Source organism: Candidatus Competibacteraceae bacterium (assembly GCA_016713505.1).
Lineage (GTDB): Bacteria > Pseudomonadota > Gammaproteobacteria > Competibacterales > Competibacteraceae > Competibacter_A.
Genome location: JADJPA010000001.1, coordinates 2467700 through 2492769 on the forward strand (window position 1 = coordinate 2467700; position 25070 = coordinate 2492769).

General features: G+C 62.3%; 26 protein-coding genes and 4 tRNA genes. 7 read left to right on the plus strand and 23 right to left on the minus strand.

The annotated features are described in order from the left end of the window. Window positions 1–7: 7 nt before the first annotated feature. The 11 genes from IPK09_11250 to IPK09_11300 all read right to left on the minus strand — a co-directional run bounded on the left by IPK09_11250 (window position 8) and on the right by IPK09_11300 (window position 8247). Entirely contained in the window at window positions 8–715 is a 708-nt protein-coding gene (locus IPK09_11250) for an NADH-quinone oxidoreductase subunit C (GenBank protein ID MBK7984192.1), read from the minus strand. 11 nt (window positions 716–726) lie between these two features. Next, window positions 727–1203, minus strand: coding sequence for an NADH-quinone oxidoreductase subunit B (locus IPK09_11255; protein MBK7984193.1), 477 nt, complete (start codon window positions 1201–1203; stop codon window positions 727–729). Beyond that, complete coding sequence (locus IPK09_11260; protein ID MBK7984194.1) at window positions 1194–1550, minus strand: NADH-quinone oxidoreductase subunit A; 357 nt, start codon at window positions 1548–1550, stop codon at window positions 1194–1196. Before IPK09_11260 ends, IPK09_11255 begins: the two co-directional genes overlap by 10 nt. A gap of 281 nt (window positions 1551–1831) precedes the next feature. Next, window positions 1832–1916: transfer RNA gene (locus tag IPK09_11265), tRNA-Leu, on the minus strand. Between the two features lie 26 nt (window positions 1917–1942). Next, entirely contained in the window at window positions 1943–2284 is a 342-nt protein-coding gene (gene secG, locus IPK09_11270) for a preprotein translocase subunit SecG (GenBank protein ID MBK7984195.1), read from the minus strand. A 9-nt stretch (window positions 2285–2293) separates the two neighbouring features. Further along, window positions 2294–3046, minus strand: coding sequence for a triose-phosphate isomerase (locus tag IPK09_11275; protein MBK7984196.1), 753 nt, complete (start codon window positions 3044–3046; stop codon window positions 2294–2296). Window positions 3047–3110: 64 nt separating this feature from the next. Next, window positions 3111–4448, minus strand: a complete 1338-nt coding sequence (gene glmM, locus IPK09_11280) for a phosphoglucosamine mutase (GenBank protein MBK7984197.1) — start codon at window positions 4446–4448, stop codon at window positions 3111–3113. A 61-nt stretch (window positions 4449–4509) separates the two neighbouring features. Further along, entirely contained in the window at window positions 4510–5340 is an 831-nt protein-coding gene (gene folP, locus IPK09_11285) for a dihydropteroate synthase (protein MBK7984198.1), read from the minus strand. Window positions 5341–5343: 3 nt separating this feature from the next. Beyond that, window positions 5344–7260 (minus strand): ATP-dependent zinc metalloprotease FtsH, encoded by a 1917-nt coding sequence (ftsH, locus tag IPK09_11290; protein MBK7984199.1) that lies wholly within the window; start codon window positions 7258–7260, stop codon window positions 5344–5346. A gap of 83 nt (window positions 7261–7343) precedes the next feature. Continuing rightward, a complete protein-coding gene (gene rlmE, locus IPK09_11295; GenBank protein ID MBK7984200.1) occupies window positions 7344–7991 on the minus strand; it encodes a 23S rRNA (uridine(2552)-2'-O)-methyltransferase RlmE in 648 nt (215 codons plus the stop codon). After that, window positions 7981–8247, minus strand: coding sequence for a hypothetical protein (locus IPK09_11300; protein MBK7984201.1), 267 nt, complete (start codon window positions 8245–8247; stop codon window positions 7981–7983). The genes rlmE and IPK09_11300 overlap by 11 nt, the downstream gene beginning before the upstream one ends. 10 nt (window positions 8248–8257) lie before the next feature. On the opposite strand from IPK09_11300, the gene IPK09_11305 reads away from it, so the two are divergent. Further along, window positions 8258–8560, plus strand: coding sequence for a YhbY family RNA-binding protein (locus IPK09_11305; protein ID MBK7984202.1), 303 nt, complete (start codon window positions 8258–8260; stop codon window positions 8558–8560). A gap of 108 nt (window positions 8561–8668) precedes the next feature. On the opposite strand, the gene IPK09_11310 is transcribed toward IPK09_11305, so the two are convergent. From IPK09_11310 to IPK09_11335, 6 genes are all read right to left on the minus strand, one after another. Further along, window positions 8669–8756, minus strand: a tRNA-Leu gene (locus tag IPK09_11310). A 12-nt stretch (window positions 8757–8768) separates the two neighbouring features. After that, window positions 8769–8842: transfer RNA gene (locus tag IPK09_11315), tRNA-Cys, on the minus strand. 76 nt (window positions 8843–8918) lie between these two features. Then, window positions 8919–8994, minus strand: a tRNA-Gly gene (locus tag IPK09_11320). Between the two features lie 38 nt (window positions 8995–9032). After that, window positions 9033–9596, minus strand: coding sequence for a CDP-diacylglycerol--glycerol-3-phosphate 3-phosphatidyltransferase (gene pgsA, locus IPK09_11325; GenBank protein MBK7984203.1), 564 nt, complete (start codon window positions 9594–9596; stop codon window positions 9033–9035). An 11-nt stretch (window positions 9597–9607) separates the two neighbouring features. Further along, window positions 9608–11434, minus strand: a complete 1827-nt coding sequence (uvrC, locus tag IPK09_11330) for an excinuclease ABC subunit UvrC (protein MBK7984204.1) — start codon at window positions 11432–11434, stop codon at window positions 9608–9610. A 181-nt stretch (window positions 11435–11615) separates the two neighbouring features. After that, window positions 11616–12959, minus strand: coding sequence for a sigma-54-dependent Fis family transcriptional regulator (locus IPK09_11335; protein MBK7984205.1), 1344 nt, complete (start codon window positions 12957–12959; stop codon window positions 11616–11618). A 689-nt stretch (window positions 12960–13648) separates the two neighbouring features. Between IPK09_11335 and IPK09_11340 the strand changes: the two genes are divergently transcribed. From IPK09_11340 to IPK09_11365, 6 genes are all read left to right on the plus strand, one after another. Next, a complete protein-coding gene (locus IPK09_11340; protein ID MBK7984206.1) occupies window positions 13649–14671 on the plus strand; it encodes a quinone-dependent dihydroorotate dehydrogenase in 1023 nt (340 codons plus the stop codon). A gap of 98 nt (window positions 14672–14769) precedes the next feature. Continuing rightward, window positions 14770–15552: a dienelactone hydrolase family protein gene (locus IPK09_11345; GenBank protein ID MBK7984207.1), complete on the plus strand. Its 783-nt coding sequence runs from the start codon at window positions 14770–14772 to the stop codon at window positions 15550–15552. 67 nt (window positions 15553–15619) lie between these two features. Next, window positions 15620–16684 carry a tRNA dihydrouridine(20/20a) synthase DusA gene (dusA, locus tag IPK09_11350; GenBank protein ID MBK7984208.1) on the plus strand — a complete coding sequence of 355 codons (1065 nt, stop codon included), beginning with the start codon at window positions 15620–15622 and terminating at the stop codon, window positions 16682–16684. Between the two features lie 69 nt (window positions 16685–16753). Beyond that, window positions 16754–18550 (plus strand): GGDEF domain-containing protein, encoded by a 1797-nt coding sequence (locus tag IPK09_11355; GenBank protein MBK7984209.1) that lies wholly within the window; start codon window positions 16754–16756, stop codon window positions 18548–18550. A 74-nt stretch (window positions 18551–18624) separates the two neighbouring features. Beyond that, window positions 18625–19083 (plus strand): CBS domain-containing protein, encoded by a 459-nt coding sequence (locus IPK09_11360; protein ID MBK7984210.1) that lies wholly within the window; start codon window positions 18625–18627, stop codon window positions 19081–19083. Beyond that, the gene (locus tag IPK09_11365) at window positions 19080–20018 is read left to right on the plus strand and encodes a histone deacetylase family protein (protein ID MBK7984211.1); all 939 of its coding nucleotides are present in this window, start codon (window positions 19080–19082) and stop codon (window positions 20016–20018) included. The genes IPK09_11360 and IPK09_11365 overlap by 4 nt, the downstream gene beginning before the upstream one ends. Here IPK09_11365 and IPK09_11370 read toward each other — a convergent pair. Genes IPK09_11370 through IPK09_11395 form a run of 6 tightly spaced genes read right to left on the minus strand, consistent with a single transcriptional unit; the run spans window position 20015 to window position 25051 of the window. After that, the gene (locus IPK09_11370; GenBank protein ID MBK7984212.1) at window positions 20015–21229 is read right to left on the minus strand and encodes a HesA/MoeB/ThiF family protein; all 1215 of its coding nucleotides are present in this window, start codon (window positions 21227–21229) and stop codon (window positions 20015–20017) included. The two genes, IPK09_11365 and IPK09_11370, sit on opposite strands and share 4 nt — an antisense overlap. A 14-nt stretch (window positions 21230–21243) precedes the next feature. Beyond that, on the minus strand, window positions 21244–21879 hold the full coding sequence (locus IPK09_11375; protein MBK7984213.1) for a thiamine phosphate synthase: 636 nt from the start codon (window positions 21877–21879) through the stop codon (window positions 21244–21246). Window positions 21880–21889: 10 nt separating this feature from the next. Beyond that, window positions 21890–22690, minus strand: a complete 801-nt coding sequence (locus IPK09_11380; GenBank protein MBK7984214.1) for a thiazole synthase — start codon at window positions 22688–22690, stop codon at window positions 21890–21892. 2 nt (window positions 22691–22692) lie between these two features. After that, complete coding sequence (gene thiS / locus IPK09_11385) at window positions 22693–22893, minus strand: sulfur carrier protein ThiS (GenBank protein ID MBK7984215.1); 201 nt, start codon at window positions 22891–22893, stop codon at window positions 22693–22695. 50 nt (window positions 22894–22943) lie between these two features. Continuing rightward, a complete protein-coding gene (thiO, locus tag IPK09_11390; GenBank protein MBK7984216.1) occupies window positions 22944–24074 on the minus strand; it encodes a glycine oxidase ThiO in 1131 nt (376 codons plus the stop codon). Beyond that, complete coding sequence (locus IPK09_11395) at window positions 24074–25051, minus strand: quinone oxidoreductase (GenBank protein ID MBK7984217.1); 978 nt, start codon at window positions 25049–25051, stop codon at window positions 24074–24076. Before IPK09_11395 ends, thiO begins: the two co-directional genes overlap by 1 nt. Window positions 25052–25070: the final 19 nt, after the last annotated feature.

Here is a 25070-nt window from a genome sequence, read left to right on the forward strand (position 1 = left end):
CCTTCCTTCATTGCGATTCGTGGTAGCGGTTGTCCTTGCGGATCACGCGCGGGACCAGCACGCGCGGCTCGATGCTCACCGGCTCGTACACCACCCGGCCGCGTTCGGGATCGTAGCGCATCTCGACTTGGCCGATCAGCGGAAAATCCTTACGGAACGGATGGCCGATGAAACCGTAGTCAGTCAGAATCCGCCGCAGGTCCGGATGGCCCTCGAACACGATGCCGAACAGATCGAACGCCTCGCGCTCGAACCAGTTCACCCCCGCCCACAAGCCGATCACCGACGGCACCACCGGCAGTTCGTCGTCGGGTGCGAACACCCGCACCCGCACCCGCTGGTTGCGGGAAACCGACAGCAGTTGATAAACGGCGGCGAAGCGGCCCTTGCCGGCGAAAGTCTTGCCGGCGACGTGCTGGATCGCCGCCGGGCCGCGGCCGATGGCGCGCGGCTCCACGCCCCGGCTGAACCCGGTGCTGCTCGATTCGTCGGTCGCCCACTCCACATCGCCGTGGGCTGCGTAATCGACCCCACAGACATCCACGACCTGCTCGAACGCGAAATCGGCTTCATCGCGCAGGGCGGTGAAGATTTCGATGGCTCGTTCGGGTGGGATTTCAATGGTGATTTCACGGTAATTCAGCGCGCACTCACGCAGCGCGTCGCCGAATCGCGTTTGCAGTTTTTCCAGCAGGGTCTGGAGCGCGTCAGCCATGGCGTATTCTCTCAACGGGCGATGGTGTTGGTGCGCCGGATCTTGTTTTGCAGCTGGAGAATTCCGTAAATCAGGGCTTCCGCTGTCGGCGGGCAACCCGGCACGTAGATGTCCACCGGCACGATTCGATCGCACCCGCGCACCACGGAATACGAATAGTGATAGTAGCCGCCGCCGTTGGCGCAGGAACCCATCGAAATCACCCAGCGCGGCTCGGCCATCTGATCGTAAACCTTACGGAAGGCCGGACCCATCTTGTTGCACAGGGTGCCGGCGACAATCATCACATCGGACTGGCGGGGGCTGGGGCGAAACACGATGCCAAAGCGGTCCAGATCGTAGCGGGCGGCGCCGGCGTGCATCATCTCCACGGCGCAGCAGGCCAAGCCGAAAGTCATCGGCCACATCGAGCCGGTGCGCGCCCAGTTGATCAGCGCATCGGCCGTGGTGGTGACCACGCCTTTTTCAAGAATGCCTTCTATTCCCATTCCAAGGCTCCTTTTTTCCACTCATAGATGAAGCCGACGACCAGAATGCCCAGAAAAATCGTCATCGATAAAAAACCGAACACCCCGATTTTGTCGAGCACGATCGCCCAGGGAAACAGAAACGCGATTTCCAGATCGAAGATGATGAACAGAATGGCCACTAGATAGTAGCGGACATCGAATTTCATGCGGGCGTCTTCGAACGATTCGAAGCCACATTCATAGGGCGAAATCTTTTCAGCATCCGGATGGCGGGTGCCGAGAAAATAGCCAGCGGCGACCATGAACACGCCCATCCCGAAGGAAAGAGCCAGAAAAATCAGAACGGGAAGGTAGTTTGAAAGCATCAGTCACACCTTCGGCATGGCGAACCGGAAGAGAGCGCTAGGAGCGCTAGGCGTTCGACGACGGCATGATGTGTTCGATTCGCCTAGCAGGCGGCTTTGACAGCCCGGACGGGAACAGCTCAGAAACGAGCGAGGCGAATTCTTTTTTTGAATTATCACGCCGCATAACCATGAAACCTCATCGTGGTCTCCGCAAGTGCACCGCCCGAAAGGACGCCCGGTCGCGGGCGCCTGGGAAATGCATGGCATCTTGTCGGTATCCCAAGATGCTCGCTGTTATTTGGTGCCGATGGCCGGACTCGAACCGGCACGGCTCGCGCCACTAACCCCTCAAGCTAGCGTGTCTACCAGTTCCACCACATCGGCATAAAACGAACGGCTCCGCTTTTCCGCTACTTGTTTTGCGGCAACTGCGGAACATCGGCGGGGCCGCCGGTGTTCTTCGGGGCCTCGACGGGTTTTTGGACCTGCACCCGTTCCATAACGCTCCTCGGCGCGGAGGTCTGGGTCGCGAAATAGGCGAGGGTCAGACTGGTCAGAAAAAACGCCGCCGCCAAAATGGCCGTGGTCCGACTTAAAAAGGAGGCGGAACCCCGCGATCCGAACATGGTGGCGGAAGCGCCGCTACCGAAGGCCGCGCCGGCATCGGCCCCCTTGCCCTGCTGCATGAGAACCAGCGCGATCAAGGCCACGGCGACGACGACATGCGCCACGAGAATCAGAGTGTGAACCATGGCGACAGTTTAACAGCCTGCCTTGGCAATCGCCAGAAACTCCTTGGCTTCGAGCGAAGCGCCGCCGATCAGCCCGCCGTCGATATCGGCCATGGCCAGCAGCTCCCCGGCGTTGGCGGCTTTCATGCTGCCGCCGTACAGGACGCGGGTCTGCTGAGCGATCTTGGCGTCGAGCGCGGTCAGCTTGGCGCGAATGAAGGCATGAACCTCTTGCGCCTGGGCGGAGGTGGCGGTCTTGCCAGTACCGATCGCCCAGACCGGCTCATAAGCGATCACCGCATCGGCAAAGGCCCCGATGCCCTCCAAGTCCAGCACCGCCTTGAGCTGGCGTTCGACCACGGCCTCAGTCACGCCTTTCTCGCGTTCTTCCAAGGTTTCGCCCACGCACAGGATCGGCTTGATGCCGACCTTGCGGGCGGCGGCGAACTTGTTGGCGACGGTTTGATCGGACTCGCCGTACAAAGTGCGCCGCTCCGAATGCCCGACGATGACGTAAGCACAGCCGAAGTCTTTCAGCATCGGACCGGCCACCTCGCCGGTATAAGCGCCCGAGGCATGTTCGGAGAGCGTCTGCGCCCCCCAGGCGACGGCGGTGCCGGATAACTGCTGTTGGACCTGCGCCAGATAGACAAACGGTGAGAATACCGCCAGCTCGACGGCCGCGACGCCGCCCGCGCCGTCGCGGACCCCTTGCAACAGGGTGCGGATGCTGTCCGCCGAACCATTCATTTTCCAGTTACCGGCCACCAATTTACGGCGCATGTTGTTATCTCCAGCGTGAGAAATAAGGCTGGGCAAGCTTACGGATTCCACCTTTGGAAATCAATCACGCCGACAGGGTCTCGCGCACCAGGCCGGCCAGTTCGCGGGCGTGGCGCTCGACCGTTCCCTCGTCGGAACCCTCCACCATGACCCGCACCACCGGTTCCGTGCCGGACGGACGCAGCAGCACCCGGCCCTGCTCGCCTAACTGGCTTTCGATGGCCCTGATGGCCTCCTGAATCGGCGGTCGCTGCAAATCCACCTCGCCCGTCACCGAAACATTGATCAGGATTTGCGGGTACTTGGTCATGCCGGCCTTGAGATCGTGCAGGCTCTTGCCCGATTGCAGCATCGCCGTCACCACCTGTAGCGCCGAAATGATGCCATCGCCGGTCGAGGTCCGATCCAAACAGATGATATGACCGGAATTTTCGCCGCCTAGGATCAATTTCTCAGCCAGCAGCCGCTCCATCACATAGCGGTCGCCGACCTTGACGCGATGCAGGTCCAGCCCCAAGGCCCGCAGCGCGATTTCCAGCCCCAGGTTGGTCATCAGCGTGCCGACCACGGCGTTGAACCGGCTGCCGGTGCGCAAGCGGTCGCGGGCGATGATGAACATCAATTCATCACCATCCAAAATCTCTCCCCGGTGGTCCACCATGATGACGCGATCGCCGTCCCCATCGAAGGCGATCCCGAGATCGGCGCCCTGCTCCAGAACCGTTTCACGCATGATCGCCGGTTTGGTGGAGCCGCAATCCTGATTGATGTTGACCCCATCGGGCGCGACGCTGACCGGAATCACCGTCGCGCCCATTTCGCCAAAGACGCTGGGCGCGATGTGATAGGTCGCGCCGTGCGCGCAATCCACCACGATTTTCAGGCTCGCGAAACTGGTCCAGGACGGCACCGTGCTCTTGCAGAACTCGATGTAGCGACCGGCGGCGTCGACGATGCGCTCGGCCTTGCCCAACGCATCCGGCCCGACCGTATCGAAGGGCTGATCCAGCAACTCCTCTATGTGCTGCTCGGTGTCGTCGGGCAGCTTTTGTCCGTCGCGGGAGAAGAATTTGATCCCGTTATCGTAATAGGGGTTGTGCGAGGCGCTGACCACGATGCCGGCGCACGCCCGCAAGGTACGGGTCAGATAGGCGATGCCCGGCGTCGGCATCGGTCCCAGCAGCGCGATGTTGACACCCGCCGCGGAGAGGCCCGCTTCCAAGGCCGATTCGAACATGTAGCCCGAAATCCGGGTGTCCTTACCGATGACGATGCGGTTGAAACCCTTGGTCTGAAGCGCGCGACCGACCGCCCAACCCAATTTCAGCATGAATTCCGCCGTGATCGGATACTCGCCCACGCGCCCGCGAATTCCATCCGTGCCAAAGTACCGCTTTCCCATACTTCATTCTCCCATAGCCAACCGAGGGGGCATTATACAGCGGGTCCGGACGACCGAAAGCTCAGGCGGCGGCCAAGGCGGCGGCGCACACGCGCAGGGCTTGAACCGTTGCCCGGACATCGTGGGCCCGAATGATGCGCGCGCCCTGCCAGGCGGCCACGACCGCCGCCGCCAGGCTGCCGCTCAATCGTTCCTCGACCGGAGCATCCGACAGCACGCCGATCATGCTTTTACGAGAGAGACCCACCAAAACAGCGGCGGCCACACCGTCAAAGCCATTCAAATGCCGCAACAGCGACAGGTTGTGGCCCAGATTTTTGCCAAACCCGAAGCCGGGATCGACCAGAATCCGCTCGCGCGTCAGACCGGCCGCTTCGCAAACCCGCACCCGCTCCACCAGGAAGCTACGGACCTCGGCGACGACATCGAGATAATGCGGGTCCCGCTGCATGGTGCCGGGCTCGCCGCGCATGTGCATCAAACAGACGGGAACGCCGCTGGCCACCGCAATTTCGAGCGCGCCCGGCAAGCGCAGCGCCCACACATCGTTGATTAGCCCGGCGCCCGCGCCGACCGCCGCGCGCATGACCTCCGGCTTGCTGGTATCCACCGAGATCGGAACCGTCAACTCCCGCGCCAAGCGCTCCACCAGCGGCAAAACCCGGTCCAGCTCCGCTTGGACGGAGACCGCGGCAGCGCCCGGTCGGGTGGATTCACCGCCGATATCGAGGACGGCCGCCCCTTCGGCCACCATCTCCTCAGCGCGGCGCAGGGCCTCGTCGAACCGCAAGTAACGGCCGCCGTCGGAAAAAGAATCGGGGGTGACATTCAGCACCCCCATCACGACCGGTCGAGCCAGATCGAGCCATTTGCCCGCGCAATCGAGACGCATGGCTCAATGCTGCTGGGCTGGACCCCCGATCTTTCCGGCGTCCGGCCGCTCTTTATCCAGATCGATTTTCGTGCCGTCGCTCGGGGGTTCCTGATCGGCGCCAACATCCGCTGGCTCGCGCGGTGGCCGCCCGGCCATGATGTCGTCGATCTGCTCGGAATCGATGGTCTCGTACTTGATCAGCGCTTCGGCCATGGTGTGCAACTTGGGCAGGTTGTCCCGCAGCAGCTCCTCGGAACGCTGGTAGTTGCGATCGATGATCGAACGGATTTCCTCGTCGATGACGTGGGCGGTTTCATCCGAGACGTTCTTGTGGCGGGTCACGCTGCGGCCCAGGAACACCTCGCCGTCGTCCTCGCTGTAGGTCAACGGCCCCAGCCGGTCGGACAGGCCCCATTTGGTCACCATGTTGCGGGCGAGATCGGTGGCGCGTTCGATGTCGTTCTGCGCGCCGGTGGTCACGTGCTCCCGCCCGAAGATGATCGATTCGGCGATCCGTCCGCCGAACAGGCTGGAAATCTGGCTTTCCAACCGCTGCTTGCTGAAGCTGTAGCGGTCGCCCTCCGGCAGGAACATGGTCACCCCCAGCGCCCGGCCGCGCGGGATGATGCTGACCTTATAGACTGGATCGTGCGCCGGGACCAGCCGGCCGACGATGGCGTGGCCGGCTTCGTGGTAGGCGGTGAGCTTTTTCTCGTCTTCGCTCATCACCATCGATTTGCGTTCGGCCCCCATCATGATCTTGTCCTTGGCCTTTTCGAAGTCGTCCATATCCACGTCGCGCTTGTTGGAACGGGCGGCGAACAGGGCGGCCTCGTTGACCAAATTGGCCAGATCGGCCCCGGAGAAGCCGGGGGTGCCGCGCGCGATCACCGATGGTTTGACGTTGTCGGCCAGCGGCACCTTGCGCATGTGCACCTTGAGAATCTGCTCGCGCCCGCGCACGTCCGGCAGCGGCACCACCACCTGGCGGTCGAAGCGGCCGGGCCGCAGCAGCGCCGGGTCCAGCACGTCCGGGCGGTTGGTGGCGGCGATGACGATGATGCCCTCATTGCCCTCGAAGCCGTCCATCTCGACCAGCAATTGGTTCAGGGTTTGCTCGCGTTCGTCGTGACCGCCGCCCAAGCCCGCGCCGCGATGGCGGCCCACGGCGTCGATTTCGTCGATGAAGATGATGCAAGGCGCGTGCTTCTTGGCCTGCTCGAACATGTCGCGCACGCGGGAGGCACCGACGCCGACGAACATCTCGACGAAGTCGGAACCGGAAATCGAGAAGAACGGTACCTTGGCCTCGCCGGCGATGGCCTTGGCGAGCAAGGTCTTACCGGTGCCGGGCGAGCCGACCATCAGCACGCCGCGCGGGATCTTGCCGCCGAGCTTCTGAAACTTGCCGGGATCGCGCAGGAACTCCACCAATTCGGCTACTTCCTCCTTGGCCTCGTCCACGCCGGCCACATCGGCGAAAGTCACCTTGATCTGATCGTCGCTCATCATCCGGGCGCGCGACTTGCCGAAAGACATCGCGCCTCGGCCCGCGCCGCCGCCTTGCATCTGGCGCAGGAAAAACACCCAAATGCCGATCAGCAGCAACATCGGGAACCAACTGATGAAAATCTGCATCAGCAGCCCTTGCTTTTCGGGGGGCTGCCCTTCGATATCCACGCCGTGGTTGAGCAACTCGCCGATCATGGCGCTGTTGTCGGTTTCCGGGCTGTACGTGGTAAACCGCTCGCCGCTGCTGTTGCGGCCCTGAATCGCTCGGCCATCGATGATGACTTGGGCGATGCGACCTTGCTTGGCGTCCTGAAGGAATTGCGAGTAGGACATCTGGGCGGATGGCGCCACCTTGGGTCCGAAGCTGTTGAACACGGACATCAGCACGACCGCGATGACCACCCACAAGAGGATATTTTTTACCATATCGTTCAAGGCATATACCTCAACGCTGCAAGACGAAACTGAGAACCTTCACCGCCCGACCTCGCATTATCCACAGGAAATCGTTATAAAGGCGAATTTTTTAGACCGGTCCCCCCGCGATAGTTCCTGGCCAACAAATACTGCTCCGCGCTGCGCGCGCGCGACGCTTTGGGCTTGCGCGCCACGACCGTGGCAAACGCCGCGCGCACGTTTTTCAAGAAGGGATCGAAGCCTTCACCTTGAAAAACCTTGACCAGGAAACCGCCGCCGGGCCGCAAGCGGTCCTGGGCGAAATCCAGCGCCAGTTCGGCCAGATACATGATGCGTGGCTGGTCGACCGCTTTGATACCGCTGGTATTGGGGGCCATATCGGAAATTACAAGGTCCACCGGCCGGCCGGCCAATTCTCGCAACAAGCGTTCCAGCGCCGCAGCCTCGCGAAAATCGCCCTCTAAAACGACAACTCCCGGCAACGGTTCCACCGGCAGCAGATCCAAGGCGATGACCGCGCCCTTCGCGCCGACCCATCGGGCCGCGAGCTGCGACCAGCCGCCGGGGGCGGCCCCCAGATCGACCACGGTCATGCCGGGCTGTAACAAGCGGTCTTTTTCCTGAATTTCCAGCAGCTTGTAAGCTGCCCGAGACCGGTAGCCTTCCTCGCGGGCGCGGAGCACATACTCATCGGTGAAATGCTCCCGCAACCAGCGGGCGCTGCTTTTGCTACGAGCCATTTGAACTGAGTTTCCGCTCTCGGGCGAGCTTCGCCACCACCCGTCGCACGCGCGTCACGATCCACGCCATGCCCAGCAGCCCGTAGCTCAACAACAACAGGAATTGCAGCGTCAAGTCATCGGTCACCCGGCCTTGCACCAGCAGCAGCAGCCCTCCCACCGTCAGGATGACCCCTAAATCTAGTTTTACCTCGTTCAACGGGCTCGGGGCTACCGTCAGGCCCTTACCCTTGGTTAAACTATCTGAATCTTTCACCTTATCCGGCATGCTCGTGTTCGCCCTGACCAATCCGCAGAAACGTCATCTCAAAGCCTTGGCCCATTCCCGCAAGCCGGTCGTCATCATCGGCGAGGCTGGCCTCAGCCCGTCAGTCATGCGCGAAATTCTGCTGGCGCTGGACCATCACGAACTCATCAAAATTCGGGTCAATGCCGGGGACCGCGAGGCCCGTGAAGCGCTGATCGCGGAGATTTGTGCGACCGCGGAAGCCACGCTGGTCCAACGGATCGGTCACATCGCGACGCTGTTTCGCCGTAACTTGGAAACGCCGCGCGTCGGCTTACCCTGACCGAACCGATCAGGTGCTTTTAGCCGAACAGCGCTTGACTGCAACCCGTTCACAGCGCGATCACCCTTGCGGTAGCGCCGGATCCAATGGACGGGGAATGGGGGAATATGGTGCTGGTGGTGGGACTCGAACCCACAAGCCGGGCTAACGGCGCAGGATTTTAAGTCCTGTGTGTATACCATTCCACCACACCAGCAACAGTAAAATTTGGAGGCTAGGGTCGGAATCGAACCGGCGTCCACGGCTTTGCAGGCCGCTGCATGACCACTCTGCCACCTAGCCCTGCGCTGCAAGACCCCGGCTATCAAAAACCGCCGGGGATACAAAAAAGCCCCGAGAATTCGAGGCTTGGTATAGTTGGAGCGGGAAACGAGACTCGAACTCGCGACCCCAACCTTGGCAAGGTTGTGCTCTACCAACTGAGCTATTCCCGCTGCGTGAATCCGCTATTCTAGTAGAAAAAAGCACCCCGTCAAGCCTCTCCGCAACGCAGCACCGACCACGCCGCCAACAGATAGTGCAGCATCGACCAAAGCGTCAGCGCCGCCGCGACCACCAACAAGCCCATGCCCACCTCCAGCGTCGGAAAAAACCACAACGGCTCCCGGTATAACAACAGCAGCACAGCCACCATCTGGGCGGTGGTCTTGATTTTACCGACCGTCGAGACCGCCACGCGCGCGTGCTTGCCCAATTGCGCCATCCATTCCCGCAAGGCCGAAATGGCGATTTCGCGGCCGATGATGATGGCGGCGGCGACCGCCATCAACGGGGTAGGAATCGCCTGCACCAACAACACCAGAGCCGCCGCCACCATCAGCTTGTCGGCGACCGGGTCCAGAAACGCGCCAAACGCCGAGGTCTGTCCGAGCCGGCGCGCCAGATAACCGTCCAGCCAATCGGTCAGCGCGGCCAACCCAAATAAGGCGCTACACAAAAGATTAGCTCCCCGGAACGATAGGAAGAACACGGCCACAAAAACCGGAATCAAGGCGATCCGCAACAGGGTCAGCCAGGTAGGCAAGTTCAAATACATGCTCGACGCGCTCAGCCTTCGCCATGGAAGGCGTCGTAAATCCGTTGCGCCAGTTCGGCGTTGACTCCATCGATTTGGGCGATATCCTCAATGCCTGCCCGCGACAATTGTTTCAGCCCGCCAAATTGCTTGAGCAGCGCCTGACGGCGTTTGGGTCCAATACCGAGGATGCCGTCGAGCGCGGAGGTCGTGCGCGCCTTGGCCCGCCGCCGCCGATGGCCGGTGATGGCGAAGCGATGCGCTTCATCGCGAATCTGTTGCACTAAATGCAGGGCGGCTGAATCGACTGGCAGTATGATGGGGCGGTCCTTATCGAACAAGTAGAGGGTCTCCAGGCCCGGCTTGCGTCCGGCGCCTTTGGCGACACCGATCACGATGACGCCGGCTCGGCGTAATTGTTGCAGAACATCGCCCGCCTGCGCCAATTGGCCTTTACCACCATCGATGAACACGATATCCGGCAAGCGAGCGCCCTCTTCTCGCGCGCGCTCATAGCGCCGGGCCAGCGCCTGATGCAACGCGGCGTAATCATCGCCCGGCGTGATGCCCTCGATGTTATAGCGCCGATAAGCGGACTTGAGCGGCCCTTCCCCATCGAACACCACACACGCCGCGACCGTCGCCTCGCCTTGGGTATGACTGATGTCGAAACATTCCAAACGCGCCAGTTCGGTTTCAAGGCCCAATGCGTCCCGCAACGCTTCCAGTCGATGCCGCACGCCGGCCCGGCTGGCAAGATGCGCGGCCAGGGCGAGTTCCGCGTTACGCCGCGCCATTTCCAACCAGTGCGCCCGCCCGCCCCGAACCCGCGAGGAAAGAGTGACACGCCGCCCGAGCCGCTCCGAAAAGGCCTGAGCTAACAAGGGGCCATCCAGCGGCTCGGGCGTTATGAGAATTTCGGCTGGAACGTCCTTTTCAAGATAATACTGTGCCAGAAAAGCGGCCTGTACGGCGGCTGTCCCCTCCTCTTGGGGCAATTGCGGAAAAAAAGCCCGGTTGCCCAACAAGCGGCCATCACGAAAGACGAAGACTTGAACGCAGGCCACGCCACCTCGGGTCACACAGGCGATCACATCCAGATCGCCGCTTTCGCCTTCGATGTGCTGGTGGTGCTGAATTTCCCGCAATTCGACGATTTGGTCGCGATAAGCCGCCGCTTCCTCAAAATTCAGCGCCCCCGCCGCCGCCTCCATCCGCCGCACCAGGCCGTTGACCAGTTGCCCGCTTTTGCCTTCCAGAAACAAAACGGCATCCTGCAACTGCTGGTGATAACCGTCACGATCGATCAATCCGACACAAGGAGCGGTGCAGCGTTTGATTTGGTATTGCAGGCAGGGGCGACGGCGGCCCTGAAAAAAACTGTCCTCGCACGAGCGCAAGCGAAAGATTTTTTGTAAAAGGTGCAACGTGTCGCGGACGGCGGTCGCGTTCGGATAGGGGCCAAAATAGCGGCCCGGCGCGCGCTTGGCGCCGCGATGCAGCGATAGCCTGGGAAAATCGCCTGCGGAAACATGGATATAAGGATAACCTTTATCGTCGCGCAACAAGATGTTATAGCGAGGCTGATGCTCCTTGATCAGAATGCTTTCCAGCAGCAACGCTTCGGTTTCGGTATGGGTAACCGTCACCTCGATCGCGCGGATATGGGCGACCAAGCTCGCGGTCTTCGCCGAGCCGTGGTTTTCCCGGAAATAGCTGGTGACCCGCTGCCGGAGATTGCGGGCCTTACCGACATAAAGGATCTCGCCGCGCTCGTCCAGCATCCGGTAGACGCCGGGCAAGGCAGTTAGCGTTTTGAGAAACGCTTTGGAATCGAAGGATGAAGGAGTGCCGGCCATGTTCAGCGTCGCGACGTTCCGGGTCGTTGGGATAGCCGGATGCCCTGGCGCTACTGAACCTCGATGTGACTCAGGCGCTCCAGGGCAATTTCTGGTAGCTCAGCACACCCCGGCGGCGAGCAGCCCGCCAGTGGCACGGCTCGCCGAAGAGCCGTGTTTCTCGCTCGCCGGACGTACCGATTTAGGTATTATCCCGCCGGATATCGTATTTCTCCATCAACCGGTACAGCGTCATGCGCGAAACCCCGAGTTCCTGAGCGGCGCGGGCGATATTGAAGCGGGTCCGCAGCAAGGTGGCTTGGATGGCTTCCCGGTCGGCCGCCATGCGCGCCTCGTCCAGCGTGACGAAACCCCGACCCAGCGAGCGCCGCTCCAGCTCCAGATCGTTGGGCGTGATGTGCGGTCCTTCGCTCAGCAGCACCGCGCGGCGGGTGCGGTTCATCAATTCGCGGACGTTGCCGGGCCAGTCGTAACGGTTGATGACTTCCAGCGCGTCGCGGCTGAAACCCTTGGCCGAGGTCTTGTTCTCGGCGGCGAACTTGGTGAAGAAGTACCGGGCCAGCAGTTCGACGTCGCCCTTGCGCTCCCGCAAACTGGGCGTGCGCAGATGCAATACGTTCAGCCGATAATAAAGATCTTCGCGGAAGCGGCCATCGCGCACGGCCTGGTCGAGATTGGTATTGGTCGAGGCGATCACCCGGACATTGACGGGAATCGGTTTGGTGCCGCCCAGCCGATGGATTTTCTTTTCTTCCAGAAACCGCAGCAGGTTGGCTTGCACTTCGGTGGGAAGATCGCCGATTTCGTCGAGAAACAAGGTGCCGCCGCTGGTCGATTCGATCAGGCCGATCCGGCGCTCGTTGGCGCCGGCGAACGCGCCTTTTTCATGCCCGAACAGCTCCGACTGAATCAGGTTGACGGGCAAAGCGGCGCAGTTCATGGTGATGAAGGCCGAGGCCGCGCGGGCGGAGTATTCGTGAATGGCCCGCGCCGACAGCTCCTTGCCGGTCCCGCTTTCACCGGTGATCAGGACCGGCACATCCACTTCCGCCGCCTTCTGAATGCCGCGAAACAGGGTTTGCATGACCAAGCTGTTGCCGATCAAGCCGTATTGCGACTCCAGTTCGCGCTGCTGGCGGAGGGTGTTTTCCGTCAGCGTGGCCATGCCATAGGCATGACCCAGCGTCACCACCAAGCGCTGCGGCTCGATGGGCAGGGTATGGTAATCGTAGCAGTGTTCGGCGATGACGGTGGAGAGCAGCTTGCGCTCGACGCACTGGCGGGACAGCACCATGACCCACTGCATCTTGCGCCGCGCCAGAATCAGATCGACCAACCACTGGATCGCCCGTTCCGACTCGCAGCTGAACAAAATAGCCAGCCCCACCTCAAAGGTATGCTCCGTCAACAGCGTTCGTGCCGGAGTCGCTTCTTGCGCCGAATAGACCTCCCAGTCAGCCGCCGAAATCTTTTCGAGGAGATTTTCCTCGATTACCGCTGTGCTCAGAACTAGAACCTTACGCATCAGATTTACTCACTGTCTACTTGTTAGGGCGGTAAGATAGTCCGCCTTAGAACGTGTTGCGCGCTGTTCTTCACCCCGAAAAGCCACAAGAAGGGGCGTCGAACCGCAAAGAAAGCCAGCAACGGGGAAACGGCATGTTGGCAGGTGTCACGCCTCGGGTACCGGCGTGAGGCCGGCTGACCATCTTCTTAGCGGGGCAGCCTGAGAATCCTTCCTTGTCAATAGGGCTCTCGCTACGTTTCCGCTTCGAATCCCGTCGAAACCGCGCCAATAATGCCTTACAAACGTTTCAGTCGCAACCTAAAACGGCTTAATTTGCGTTCATTTCACTTCCATTCATCAAATATATTTACTTGGCAATACCAAATTTGTCGCTACCAGTTATGGGGATGACCGCTCTAAAATGCATTTAGCGATTATCCATCAAATATGCATTACAACAGGATTCCCAGCAGCAGGCCCGACGCCGGAGTTCGATGCCATCCTGGCGGGTCGCTAGCCGATCTCGGACGCCAGCTCAGCTCAAGCAAGCTTTGCAACCCGCCCTGTGGCGTGACGCCATTGCCAAAAAACGCTTGGAATGTCCGACCAGGGTAGCCAGTATCGCCAGAGAGCTAAGACCCAGACAATGCGTCACACTGAGGCTGGCCACGTTCATCAACCTAACCTTTGATACTCGATCGATCGTGATGTTCTACCCGGCACTGCGCTTCCTACTGTTCCAGCTCGATCCAGAAACCGCTCACGACCGAGCGCTATTCTTGCTGCGCCAGACCTTTAGCAGCCCGTTAGGCAAGTTGGGAGCCCTGCTTCCAATCGAGCGGGCGGGCGCTCCCCGGCGGGTCATGGGGCTTGATTTCCCCAATCCGGTCGGTTTGGCCGCCGGCCTCGATAAAAACGGTGAATGCATTCGGGCCTGGCAAACGTTCGGCTTCGGCTTCGTCGAAATCGGCACCGTCACCCCCCGCCCCCAGCCGGGCAACCCCAAGCCTCGACTCTTTCGCTTGCCGGAGGCGAAAGCCTTAATCAATCGAATGGGTTTCAACAACAAAGGCGTGGACTATCTGATCGAGCGGGTCAAACGCAGCGACTATCAAGGCGTTTTAGGCATCAACATCGGCAAAAACGCCGACACGCCGGTCGAGCGGGCGGCCGACGATTACCTGATCGGCCTGCGCAAGGTTTATCCGTGGGCCAGCTATATCACCGTGAATATCTCCTCGCCCAACACACCGGGCTTGCGCGACCTGCAATACGGCGCGGCGCTGGATCGCCTGTTGGAGTCTCTGAAAAACGAACAGCGCCGCTTGGCTGGCGAGCATGGCCGCTACACGCCGCTGGCGCTTAAGATCGCGCCAGATCTTGCCGATACCGACTTGACAACCGTTGCTCGCGCGTTGTTGCAGCATGAGATCGATGCGGTGATCGCCACTAATACCACCTTCTCGCGCACAGGCGTTGAGCGTCTGACTCATTCCGGCGAGGCGGGCGGTCTGAGCGGCGCGCCCTTACGCGACCGTTCCACCACCATCGTGCGGCAGTTGGCGGACAATCTCGCCGGCAAAATCCCGATCATTGCGGCGGGCGGCATTCTGAGCGGCGCTGACGCGGCCGCCAAGATCGCCGCCGGCGCCAGTTTGGTGCAGTTGTATACCGGCTTCATCTATCGCGGGCCGGAACTGGTGCGCGAGACCGTGGCGGCCTTGCGCTGAACCGCCGCCTTCAAACCGGAACCGACCGCTACACTTTGAGGGTCTATACCGACACCACCGGCGAGCGGACGACCGCTCAAATCTTTGGAGATACCCTCATGCCTAGATACTTGTTGTTGCTGCTGGCTCTGTTATCCCCTGCCCTGACCCAGGCCGCCATCGAAACCAAGGTGGTGGAGTACCGCCAAGGCGATGCCCGACTGGTGGGCTATCTCGCCTATCCCAAGGAGGCGAAGGGCAAACTACCGGGCGTTCTGGTCGTCCACGAATGGATGGGGTTGAACGATTACGCCAAGCGCCGCGCCGAACAACTGGCCGAACTCGGCTACATCGCCCTCGCCGCCGACATCTACGGCGATGGCAAGATCGCCGCCGACCGCGATGAAGCCGGCAAACTCGCCGGTTCCTATAAGAAGGACCGGCCGCTGCTGCGGGCGCGGGCGGCGGCTGGCCTCGCCGCCCTCAAGGCGCAGTCGGGCGTGGCGGCGGATAAGGTCGCCGCTATCGGTTATTGCTTCGGCGGCACCACGGTACTGGAACTGGCCCGAAGCGGCGCCGACGTGATAGGCGTCGTCAGCTTCCACGGCGGTCTCGACACGCCCACGCCCCAGGACGCGAAAAACATCCGCGCCAAGATGCTGGCGCTCCACGGAGCCGATGACCCGTACGTACCGCCCGACCAAGTCGCGGCCTTCGAACAGGAAATGCGGGCGGGCAACGTGGACTGGCAGTTGATCGCCTATGGCGGTGCGGTGCACGGCTTCACCAATCCCGCCAACGGGGCCGACAACAGCAAGGGAGCCGCCTACAACGCGGCTGCCGATACCCGCTCGTGGCTCGCCATGCAACAATTCTTCGATGAGTTGTTCGCCAAAAAATAATGAGGGACTGGTGGGACGCGCGGGCGGCGACCAGACCTAAAGTGCCACTCTCGCGTCCTTAGCGCCGATGGAGAACCGAATGCTCGACCGCCGGATCAGCGTGGCGCCCATGCTGGACTGGACCGACCGGCATTGCCGGTTTTTCCTGCGGCTGCTGACGCGGCGCACGCTGCTATACACGGAAATGGTCACCACCGGCGCGGTGTTGCGCGGCGCTCGGGACCGCTTGTTGGCCTACGATCCCGCCGAGCATCCCTTGGCCCTGCAATTGGGCGGCAGCGATCCCGCCGAACTGGCGCAAGCCGCCCGCATCGCCGCCGACCTCGGTTTCGATGAGGTGAATCTGAACGTCGGCTGTCCCAGTGTCCGGGTGCAATCGGGTCGGTTCGGCGCTTGTCTGATGGCGGAACCCGCGCTCGTGGCCGCTTGTGTGGCGGCGATGCGGGCGGCGGTCGATCTGCCGGTCACGGTCAAAACCCGCACCGGCATTGACGAGCGCGATAGTTACGAAAAACTGGTCGATTTCGTCGGCCAGATCGCTGAGAGCGGCTGTCAAATCCTCATCGTTCACGCCCGCAAGGCGTGGTTGACCGGCCTGAGCCCCAAGGAAAACCGCGAAATCCCCCCGCTGCGTCACGACACCGTTCACCGGCTCAAGCGGGATTTTCCCGATCTGACCATCATTCTCAACGGCGGACTGAGCCGTCTGGAACAGGTTGCGGCACACCTTCGGCAAGTCGACGGCGTGATGATCGGTCGCGCCGCTTACGAAAATCCTTATCTGCTGGCCAAAGTGGACCGACGTTTTTGGGGCTCCACCCGGCTGATACCCAGCCGCCACCAAATCATCCGGAACTTGTTGCCTTACGTGGAACGTCAGTTGCGGCAGGGCACGCCGCTGCATTGCATCACCCGGCATCTGCTCGGTTTGTTCCAAGGCGTGCCGGGCGCGCGGGCCTGGCGACGCCATCTCAGCGAACGCGTCCACCGTCCGGGCGCGGGAATCGAGGTGCTGGAAAACGCCTTGCAACAAGTGCCCGAAACGCTTGCGGCTCGAACGCTAGCGGACACCGCGCCATTGCCCCTCGCTGATTTTGGAACGGATTTTGGAACGGATTTTGAATACAATTAAAGCATCGTCTTGCGGGAGCGATACACCACGTGATTGGCCGATCAAATCATTAACTGTCGTTATTTTTCCATGTTTACCACCGTGTCGCGCCGTTTGTCGGCCTGGGTCGTCGCGCTGGCTTTGCTGCTGAGTCTGTCGACGGCGTTCGCGACACCGCCGGAACTGGTGCTGGATGACGCTCGCCCCCAGACCTTGGCTTGGCCTGCGGTCATGGTGCGCGGCGACGCCGCTCACAGCCTGACGCCGGATGAGGTCCGCCGCGACCCGCAGGGGTTTGCCGCGCCCGTCGGGCCTGAGGGCAATCTGGGTCCGCGCCAAGATACGGTCTGGCTGCGCTTGCTGCTGCGGGTGGCCAACAGCGACGGGCGTTGGGTGTTCGATCTTGATTACCCCTCGATCCACGAAGCCGAACTTTACCTCTTCGGAGATGGCGAATTGATCCTGCAACGGCGGCTCGGCGCGGCGCAGCCGTTCGCCCAGCGGCCCTTACCCAGCCGGTCGCACGCCGCCCTGCTGCCGCTGTCCGCCGGAAAGCGTTACGAGCTCTATCTGCGCGTGCGCACGCCCAGCGCGATGGTGCTGCCGCTGGCGCTGCTCAAACCCGAACAGCATCAATTGCGCGAGTACCGCGTTCAGCTCGTCCAAGGACTGATCACGGGCATCGCGGCGACCTTGCTGGTCTATAGCCTGATTCACTGGTGGAGCCTGCGCAACCGACTATTCGGACTTTACGCGGTCATGATTTGCGGCTCTTCAGTATTTTTCCTGGCGTACTTCGGCATCGCGCAACAGTATTTCTGGAACGAACAGACCAGCCTGACGCTCCGGCTCGCGCCGACGGCGTTGTTGCTCGCACTGGCCGCCGGCGGTCAGTTCGTGGCGCACGCACTCAACACCCGCTGTAATAATCCGCGGCTGCATCGCGGACTGGCGCTGGTGTCCGCCGGATCGGTCGCGGCGTTCCTCGCCTCATTGCTCGGCCTGTTCGACTATCGCGCCACCCAAATCTCGGCCACGATATTGGGTCTGCTGCTGATGCTTCAGGCCGTACCGGCCGCCTGGAGCCGGGCGCGCCGGCGCGATCCGATCGGCGTCTACATGCTGCTGGGCTGGACGTCCTACTTGCTGGGTTCCATCGCCATGGCCGGCCTGCTGCGCGGGCTGCTGCCGGCGAGCGTCTGGAGCCAGCATTCATTCCAATGGGGCTGGCTGGCGGAAATGCTGGTCTGGGTACGGGTGCTGGGATTGAATATCGAATCCGTCCGACGCGCCGCCGAACAATCCGAACTGGAGAAAAAATCCCTCGAATCGCTGGCTCGCACCGATGCCCTGACCGGCCTGCCGAACCGGCGCGGTCTGAATGCAGCGCTGGCGAACGCGCTGCTCACCGGCCGCCCTGATACCGTTTTAGCCGTTTATCTGCTCGACCTTGACGGCTTCAAGGCCATCAACGACAACCTCGGCCACGATGCGGGCGACGAACTGCTGGTGCAGGTGGGCCAGCGCCTGCGCCAGCAACTGCGCCGCGGCGACATCGTCGCGCGCCTCGGCGGCGACGAATTCGTCATCGTGGCCGGCTCGCTGCCGGGCGAGGCGGAAGCGATGATGCTGGGCCGCGAGCTGCTCGAAGCCTTCCAGCAGTCGTTCACGGTGTTCGGCCAGGACTGTCGGGTGGGATTGACCGTCGGCTTCGCGCTCGCGCCGCAAGACGGCCACGATGCCGCCGGTCTGCTCAAGTGCGCCGACGCCGCGATGTATGCCGGGAAACAGGCGGGACGTCACGCGGTGCGACGCGGCGGCCCTGCCTTGCAGGCACCCTTGAGCGCTGGCGCCAATCAAGCAGACGCCGTGCTCCGGTCCGCCTAAAATACAAGGAGGCCCTTTCACATGCGGGCGCGCGTGACGCCGCCGACCCGCCTCTGCCGGAGGATCGCTCCACGATGTACGAATTCCTGCAATACCAAGTCCGCGATGCGATGACCGCCGATCCCATCGTCATCAGTCCCAAAGCCAAACTTCGCGAAGTCGAAGAACTGTTCGAGACCCACGATTTCAATGGCGTGCCCGTGGTGGACGAGCAGTGGCGCTTGCTCGGCATTCTGACCAAATTTGACGTACTCAAGGCGTTCAGCCTGGACCCGCAAGCCATCGCTCCGCGCTATGACGACATCATGGAGCAAGCGATTGAAACAGTGATGACCCGCGATCCGACCAGCGTCAGTCCGAAACTGCCACTGAGCCGCTTGCTGCAAAAGCTGGTGGAAATGCGCACCAAAAGCCTGCCGGTGGTGGAGAACAACCGACTGGTGGGTATCATCTCGCGTGAGGATGTTTTAAAAGCGCTGCGCCGCGCCACGATCAAGCACGAACTTCCGGATCATGAGGGCTCGCGGCCATGACCACCCTGCTCTACACGCATCCGGTCTGCCTGGAACACGATGCCGGCTACGGCCATCCCGAGTGCGCCGCCCGCCTGGTCGCCATTCTCGATGCTTTGAAAGCGGCTCCCTTTGCCGCCCTGGAATGGCGCGAGGCTCCGCTGGCCAGCATCGATCAGTTGACCCGGATTCACGTGCCCGCGCACGTCGAGCGCATCCTATCTGGAATTCCCAAACAGGGTTATTACGCCATCGACGGCGACACCATCGTCTCGCCGCAATCCGGCGAGGCCGCCCTGCGGGCGGCCGGGGCGGTGTGCGCGGCGGTCGATGCCGTCTTGCAAGACCAAGCCAGCACCGCGTTCTGCGCGATTCGCCCGCCTGGCCATCACGCCGAACCGAGCCAATCGATGGGTTTTTGCCTGTTCGGCAACGCGGCCATCGGCGCCGCCCACGCCCGCATGGCCCACGGCTTGGAACGCGTGGCGGTGATCGACTTCGACGTGCATCACGGCAACGGCACTCAAGCCGCCTTCGAACGCGACCCGGCCTATCTCTATATTTCCACCCATCAAGCCTACATTTATCCCGGTACCGGACGTCGCAGCGAGCGCGGGGTCGGCAACATCATCAACGTTCCGCTGACGGCCGGCAGCGGTTCGGCCGAACTGCGAGAGGCGTGGCGGGAGGATATCGAGCCCGCGTTGCAACAATTCAAACCACAACTCATCCTGATTTCGGCCGGTTTCGACGCGCATTACCTAGACCCGCTCGCCGAATTGAATTTCAACGAGGATGATTATGGGTGGCTGACCGAGCGGATTGTGGCGGTCGCCCGGAAATTCTGCCAAGGCCGGGTCGTGTCGGTGTTGGAGGGGGGTTACAACCTGTCGGCGCTGACCGCCAGCGCGGCGGCGCACGTCAGCGCGCTGATGGCGGATGACGCCAGCGGCTAGCGACCGTCGCTGGCGGGCGTTGCCGCGAGCCGGTCGCGCAGCCACGCGTCGTATCCACCCTGCAATAACCACAGGCGTCCCGGCAGCCGTTGGCCCAGCAACGCATAGGCGCGGACCGTTCGCGCCCCGCCCTGACAATAGAGTAAGAATTCGCCGGTAGCGCCGGCGGCCCGTTCGGCGAAACGTTCGAGCTGATCCAGCGGGGCGTGTTCCGCGCCGGGAACATGGCCGGCCTCGAACTCGGCCCGAGTGCGAATATCGAGCCAACGTAATGCGGGCCGTCGCCGGCTGGCCGCGACGCTGAGCCAAGGCAAGCCGTCGGCGGAGACAGTCGCGTCTTCCGCGGCTGCCGCATCCGCCGCGCTGGCCGCTTGCGCGGCGCAAGCCCAGTCGGTTTCGGCGAGGGTGACGATCGAGGGTGTGTCGCCGCATACCACACAATGCGGATCGCGCGGCAGCCGCAATTTTTGCAAGCGCATGGTCAATAAGTCCACGGTCAGCAACGCGCCGACCAGCGGCTCGCCGATGCCCAAAATCAGCTTGAGCGCTTCGTGCGCCTGCAATACGCCGAACAGACCGGGAACGGTTCCCAACACGCCCGCCTGGGCGCAAGACGGCACGGTGGCAGGGTCCGGCATTTCGGGAAAGAGGCAGCGATAGCAGGGTCCGCCGGGCGCGGCATAAACCGCCAGCATCCCGGCAAACGAGCGGATGCTGGCGCCGATGTAGGGCTTGTTGCCGGCCAGCACGCAAGCATCGTTGACCAGATATTTGGTAGCGAAGCGATCCGAACCTTCAATCACCAGCTCGTAGGCCGCGATCAAACCAGCGGCATTGGCCACGGTAAAGGCTTCGGGATAAACGTCGATGCACAGATTGGGATTCAAGGCGAGCAAGTGCTGGCGGGCTTGTTCGACCTTGACGCCGCCGCAATCTGTCGCGTCATACAAAACCTGGCGCTGGAGGTTGCTCAACTCCACTCGGTCGGGGTCGATGATGCCCAACCGGCCGACGCCGGCGGCGGCCAGGTAGAGCAAGGCCGGCGCGCCCAGCCCGCCCGCCCCGATGACCAACACGCTTGCTTGCCGCAATCTCCGCTGCCCCTCCGCCCCCACTTCCGGCAACACCATCTGCCGCGCATAGCGCAGTTGTTCCTCGGGGCTGAAGTCATTCACCGTCACAGTCGAAAGCGGCTGAATCGGATCGATCATCGTCAGGCAGCGTCTCAAGCAGGCGGTGGCATCGGACGCGCTGACGGCTCGCGGAACAGCGCCAGCCAAGCCCTAACCCGCTCGTTGGGGTCCGGTGCGCGCAGCACGTCGGAAACGACCGCAATCGCATCCGCCCCCGCCGCCAGCACCGCCGGCGCTCGTTCCAGCGTGATGCCGCCGATGGCGACCAGCGGGCAGGCGAAGCGCGCTTTCCATTCACCGATCCGCTCTAGCCCTTGCGGCGACCACGGCATTTTCTTCAGCGTGGTCTCGTAGATCGGCCCTAGCGCGACGTAATCGGGCGTGGCATCGAGCGCGTTGAGCAGTTCCTGGGGGCTGTGAGTGCTGATGCCCAATTTAATCCCCGCCGCGCGAATCGCCGCGCGGTCGGCCCCCGCCAGATCCTGCTGTCCCAGATGCAGCCACGCCGCTCCTAGCGCAATCGCCTCCCGCCAGTAGTCGTTGACGATCATCTGGCAGTCGTAATCGGCGGCGACCGCCAGCGCCTCGCGGATCTGCCGCCGCACTTCAGACTCCGCCTGATTCTTGAGCCGAAGCTGGAGGGTTCGCACGCCCAAGGGCAAAAAGCGGCGCACCCAAGATACGTCATCGACCACGGGATAAAAACCGTAACTGCCGGCCGTTTTCATTGAAGCGCGCCTAGGCCTGATGCCAAAACGGCGTACCGGTGACCGGTGTGCTCGGCTCGGCCATTTCCTGCACCGGCATCGTGCCGGCGAGGTAGGCCAGCCGGCCGGATTCGACCGCCAGACCAAAAGCCCGCCCCATCTGGACCGGATCGGTGGCGCGAGCGACGGCGGTATTGACCAGCACCCCGTCGTAGCCCAGTTCCATCGCCGCGATGGCGTGAGAAGGTTTGCCGATTCCGGCATCCACGATCAACGTGAGATCCGGGTAACGGGCGCGCAGGGTGCGCAGCGCGTAGGGATTGTTCAGGCCCTGACCGGAACCGATGGGCGCACCCCACGGCATCAGGATCGAGCAACCGGCCTGAACCAGCCGTTCGGCCACCACCAGATCTTCCGTGGTGTACGGAAACACCTGAAACCCCCGCCGGCACAGGACTTCGGCCGCCTCGACCAGCAGAAAGGGATGCGGTTGCAGGGTGTAATCGTCGCCGATGACTTCCAGTTTCACCCAGGACGTTTCGAAGATTTCCCGGCCCATTTCGGCGGTGGTCAGCGCTTCCTTGACGGTCTTGCAGCCGGCGGTATTCGGCAAGACCTGCACGCCTAGCTCCTTGATCGTCGTCCAGAAACGGCTTCCAGCGCGCTCGCTGGCGGATTCTCGCCGCAATGAGACGGTGACGGTCTCGCAGCCGGCGGCGGCGATGGCTTGCTGCAACACCGCCAGCGACGGATAGCGCGCGGTCCCCAGCAACAACCGCGAACGCAGCGAACGGCCTCCGATTTCCCACGGCGATGCGGCGGGTACCGTCATGGCTAACCTCCCTGCATCGGCGCGACAATTTCCAGCCGATCGCCGTTCTGTAGCTGAAGAGCGGCGTACCGGGAGCGCGGTACGAACTCCTCATTGCACGCCACCGCGATTCGAGCCTCTTGGTAACCCAAGGCTTCAATGGCTTCGGCCAGCGAACGCAGGTTCGCCAGTTCTTTCTTCTCACCGTTGACTTCAATGATCATGCCGGGCCTCCAAATACTGTCAGGTTCGCCAGTCGAGGTGCTTTCCAACTTCATGCGGCGGCGGCCTCGCTCCACAGCGCCGCCGTCTGTTCCAGCCGGCGACGGTCGCGGATGAAGGCGGCGACCGTTTCCGCGACCAGCGGCGAAAGCAGGTAGCCGTGCCGGTACAAGCCGTTGATCCGCAACAGCTTATCTTGCCGGATGATGCGGGGCAGATGGTCGGGAAAGGTCGGCCGGCACTGAACGTTCAATTCCACAATTTCCGCTTCCGCAAAGGCCGGGTGCAAGGCGTAAGCCGCCGACAGCAATTCCAACGCCGAGCGGACGGTCACAGGTCGCAGCGAATCGCTTTCGATACTGGTCGCGCCGATCACGAAACGATCGTTCGGGCGCGGCACGATATACAACGGATAACGAGGGTGCATCATGCGGATCGGCCGACACAACCGAACCTCGCGGGTGCGTACCGTCAAAATTTCACCCCGCACCCCGCGCAAATCCGTTATCCGATCATTGGCCGCCAAGCCCCGGCAATCAAGCACCCAGTCATAGGTCTGGCGCGTGCCCCGCACCGTGATTTCGCCCGACGCAAGACGCTCGACTTCGGTTTTAAAACACAGCGTCGCGCCACCCTGACGCAGCGTCTCGACCAAGGCCGGCAGCAGCGAGCGCGGGTCGATTTCCCCTTCGGATGCCAGATAAAGCCCTTCCCCGAAGCGTCCTTCCAATTCTGGCTCCAGCTCGCGGACATCCTCTCGCCGCAGCCAGCGCAGGTAGGCTCCGAAACCAGCGCGCTCGATCCGTTCGGCCAGATGATGCATTCCGGTCCGGTCGTGGGAATGCGCGACCACCAGCGTCCCTTCGCAGCTTAGATGGACAGGTGTTGCCAGCGTCGGCACGAGCCGCTGCCACAGCGGCAGCCCGGCGGCACCCCAGCGCGCCACCTCGACTTCGGCCTCGCTCAGCTCGCAATAAGGCGACAACATACCGGCCCCGACGTGGCTGCAATGATGGTCGAGGGCTTCGCCGCCGCGTTCGAACAGGGTGATGCGATGGCCCTGGCGCTGCAACCATAAGGCCTGAGTCAGACCGACGATCCCCGCACCGATCACGGCGATATGGTGTTGATGCACGTTAAGCCTCTTTGGATGGTCGGAACTCGCCTCAATAGCACAGGGTATCAGGGCAGCAGCACGGTCGAGCCGGTGGTTTTGCGCGCTTCCAGATCGCGGTGCGCTTGAGCGGTTTCCGCCAGCGGATAGGTTTGATGGATCTCGATTTTCACCATACCCTTCGCCACCACATCGAACAGTTCCTCGGCGCTGGCCACCAAATCGGCGCGCTTGGCGGTGTAGGTCATCAGGGTCGGCCGGGTCAGGAACAGCGAACCCTTGGCGGCTAGAATCCCGGTCTCAAAGGGTGCGACGGGTCCCGAAGCGTTGCCGAAGCTGACCATCATGCCCATCGGCCGCAAGCAATCCAGCGAACCCATGAAGGTGTCCTTGCCGACCGAATCGTACACCACCGCCACGCCTTGGCCGTTGGTGATTTCCCGCACCCGTTCGGTAAACTTCTCGCGGCTGTAGACGATGACATGATGACAGCCGTGAGCGCGGGCCAGTTCCGCTTTTTCGTCGCTGCCGACCGTGCCGATGACGGTCGCGCCCAGATGTCGCGCCCATTGGCTCGCCATCAACCCGACGCCGCCGGCGGCGGCATGGAACAGGATCGCATCGCCCGCTTGCACCCGGTAGGTGCGGCGTAATAGATATTGCGCCGTCATGCCTTGCAGCATCATGGCGGCGGCGGTTTGGTCGTCGATGGCGTGGGGCAATGCCACCACCCGGTCGGCGGGCATCAGCCGGACTTCGGCGTAAGCGCCGACCGGCGGGCTGGCGTAGGCCACCCGATCCCCCACCTTGAATTCGGTCACCCCATCGCCGACTGCTTCGATGCGGCCCGCGCCCTCCATGCCGAGTGTCCAGGGCAGTGACGGCAGCGGGTACAAGCCGGTGCGATGGTACACGTCGATATAGTTCAGCCCGACCGCGCCGTGACGGATACGCACTTGACCGGGGCCGGGGTCACCGACTTCAACTTCTTCCCAACGCAGGATTTCGGGACCACCGTGCTGGTGAATACGGATTGCTTTGGGCATGAGTTTTTCTCCTCCAAAA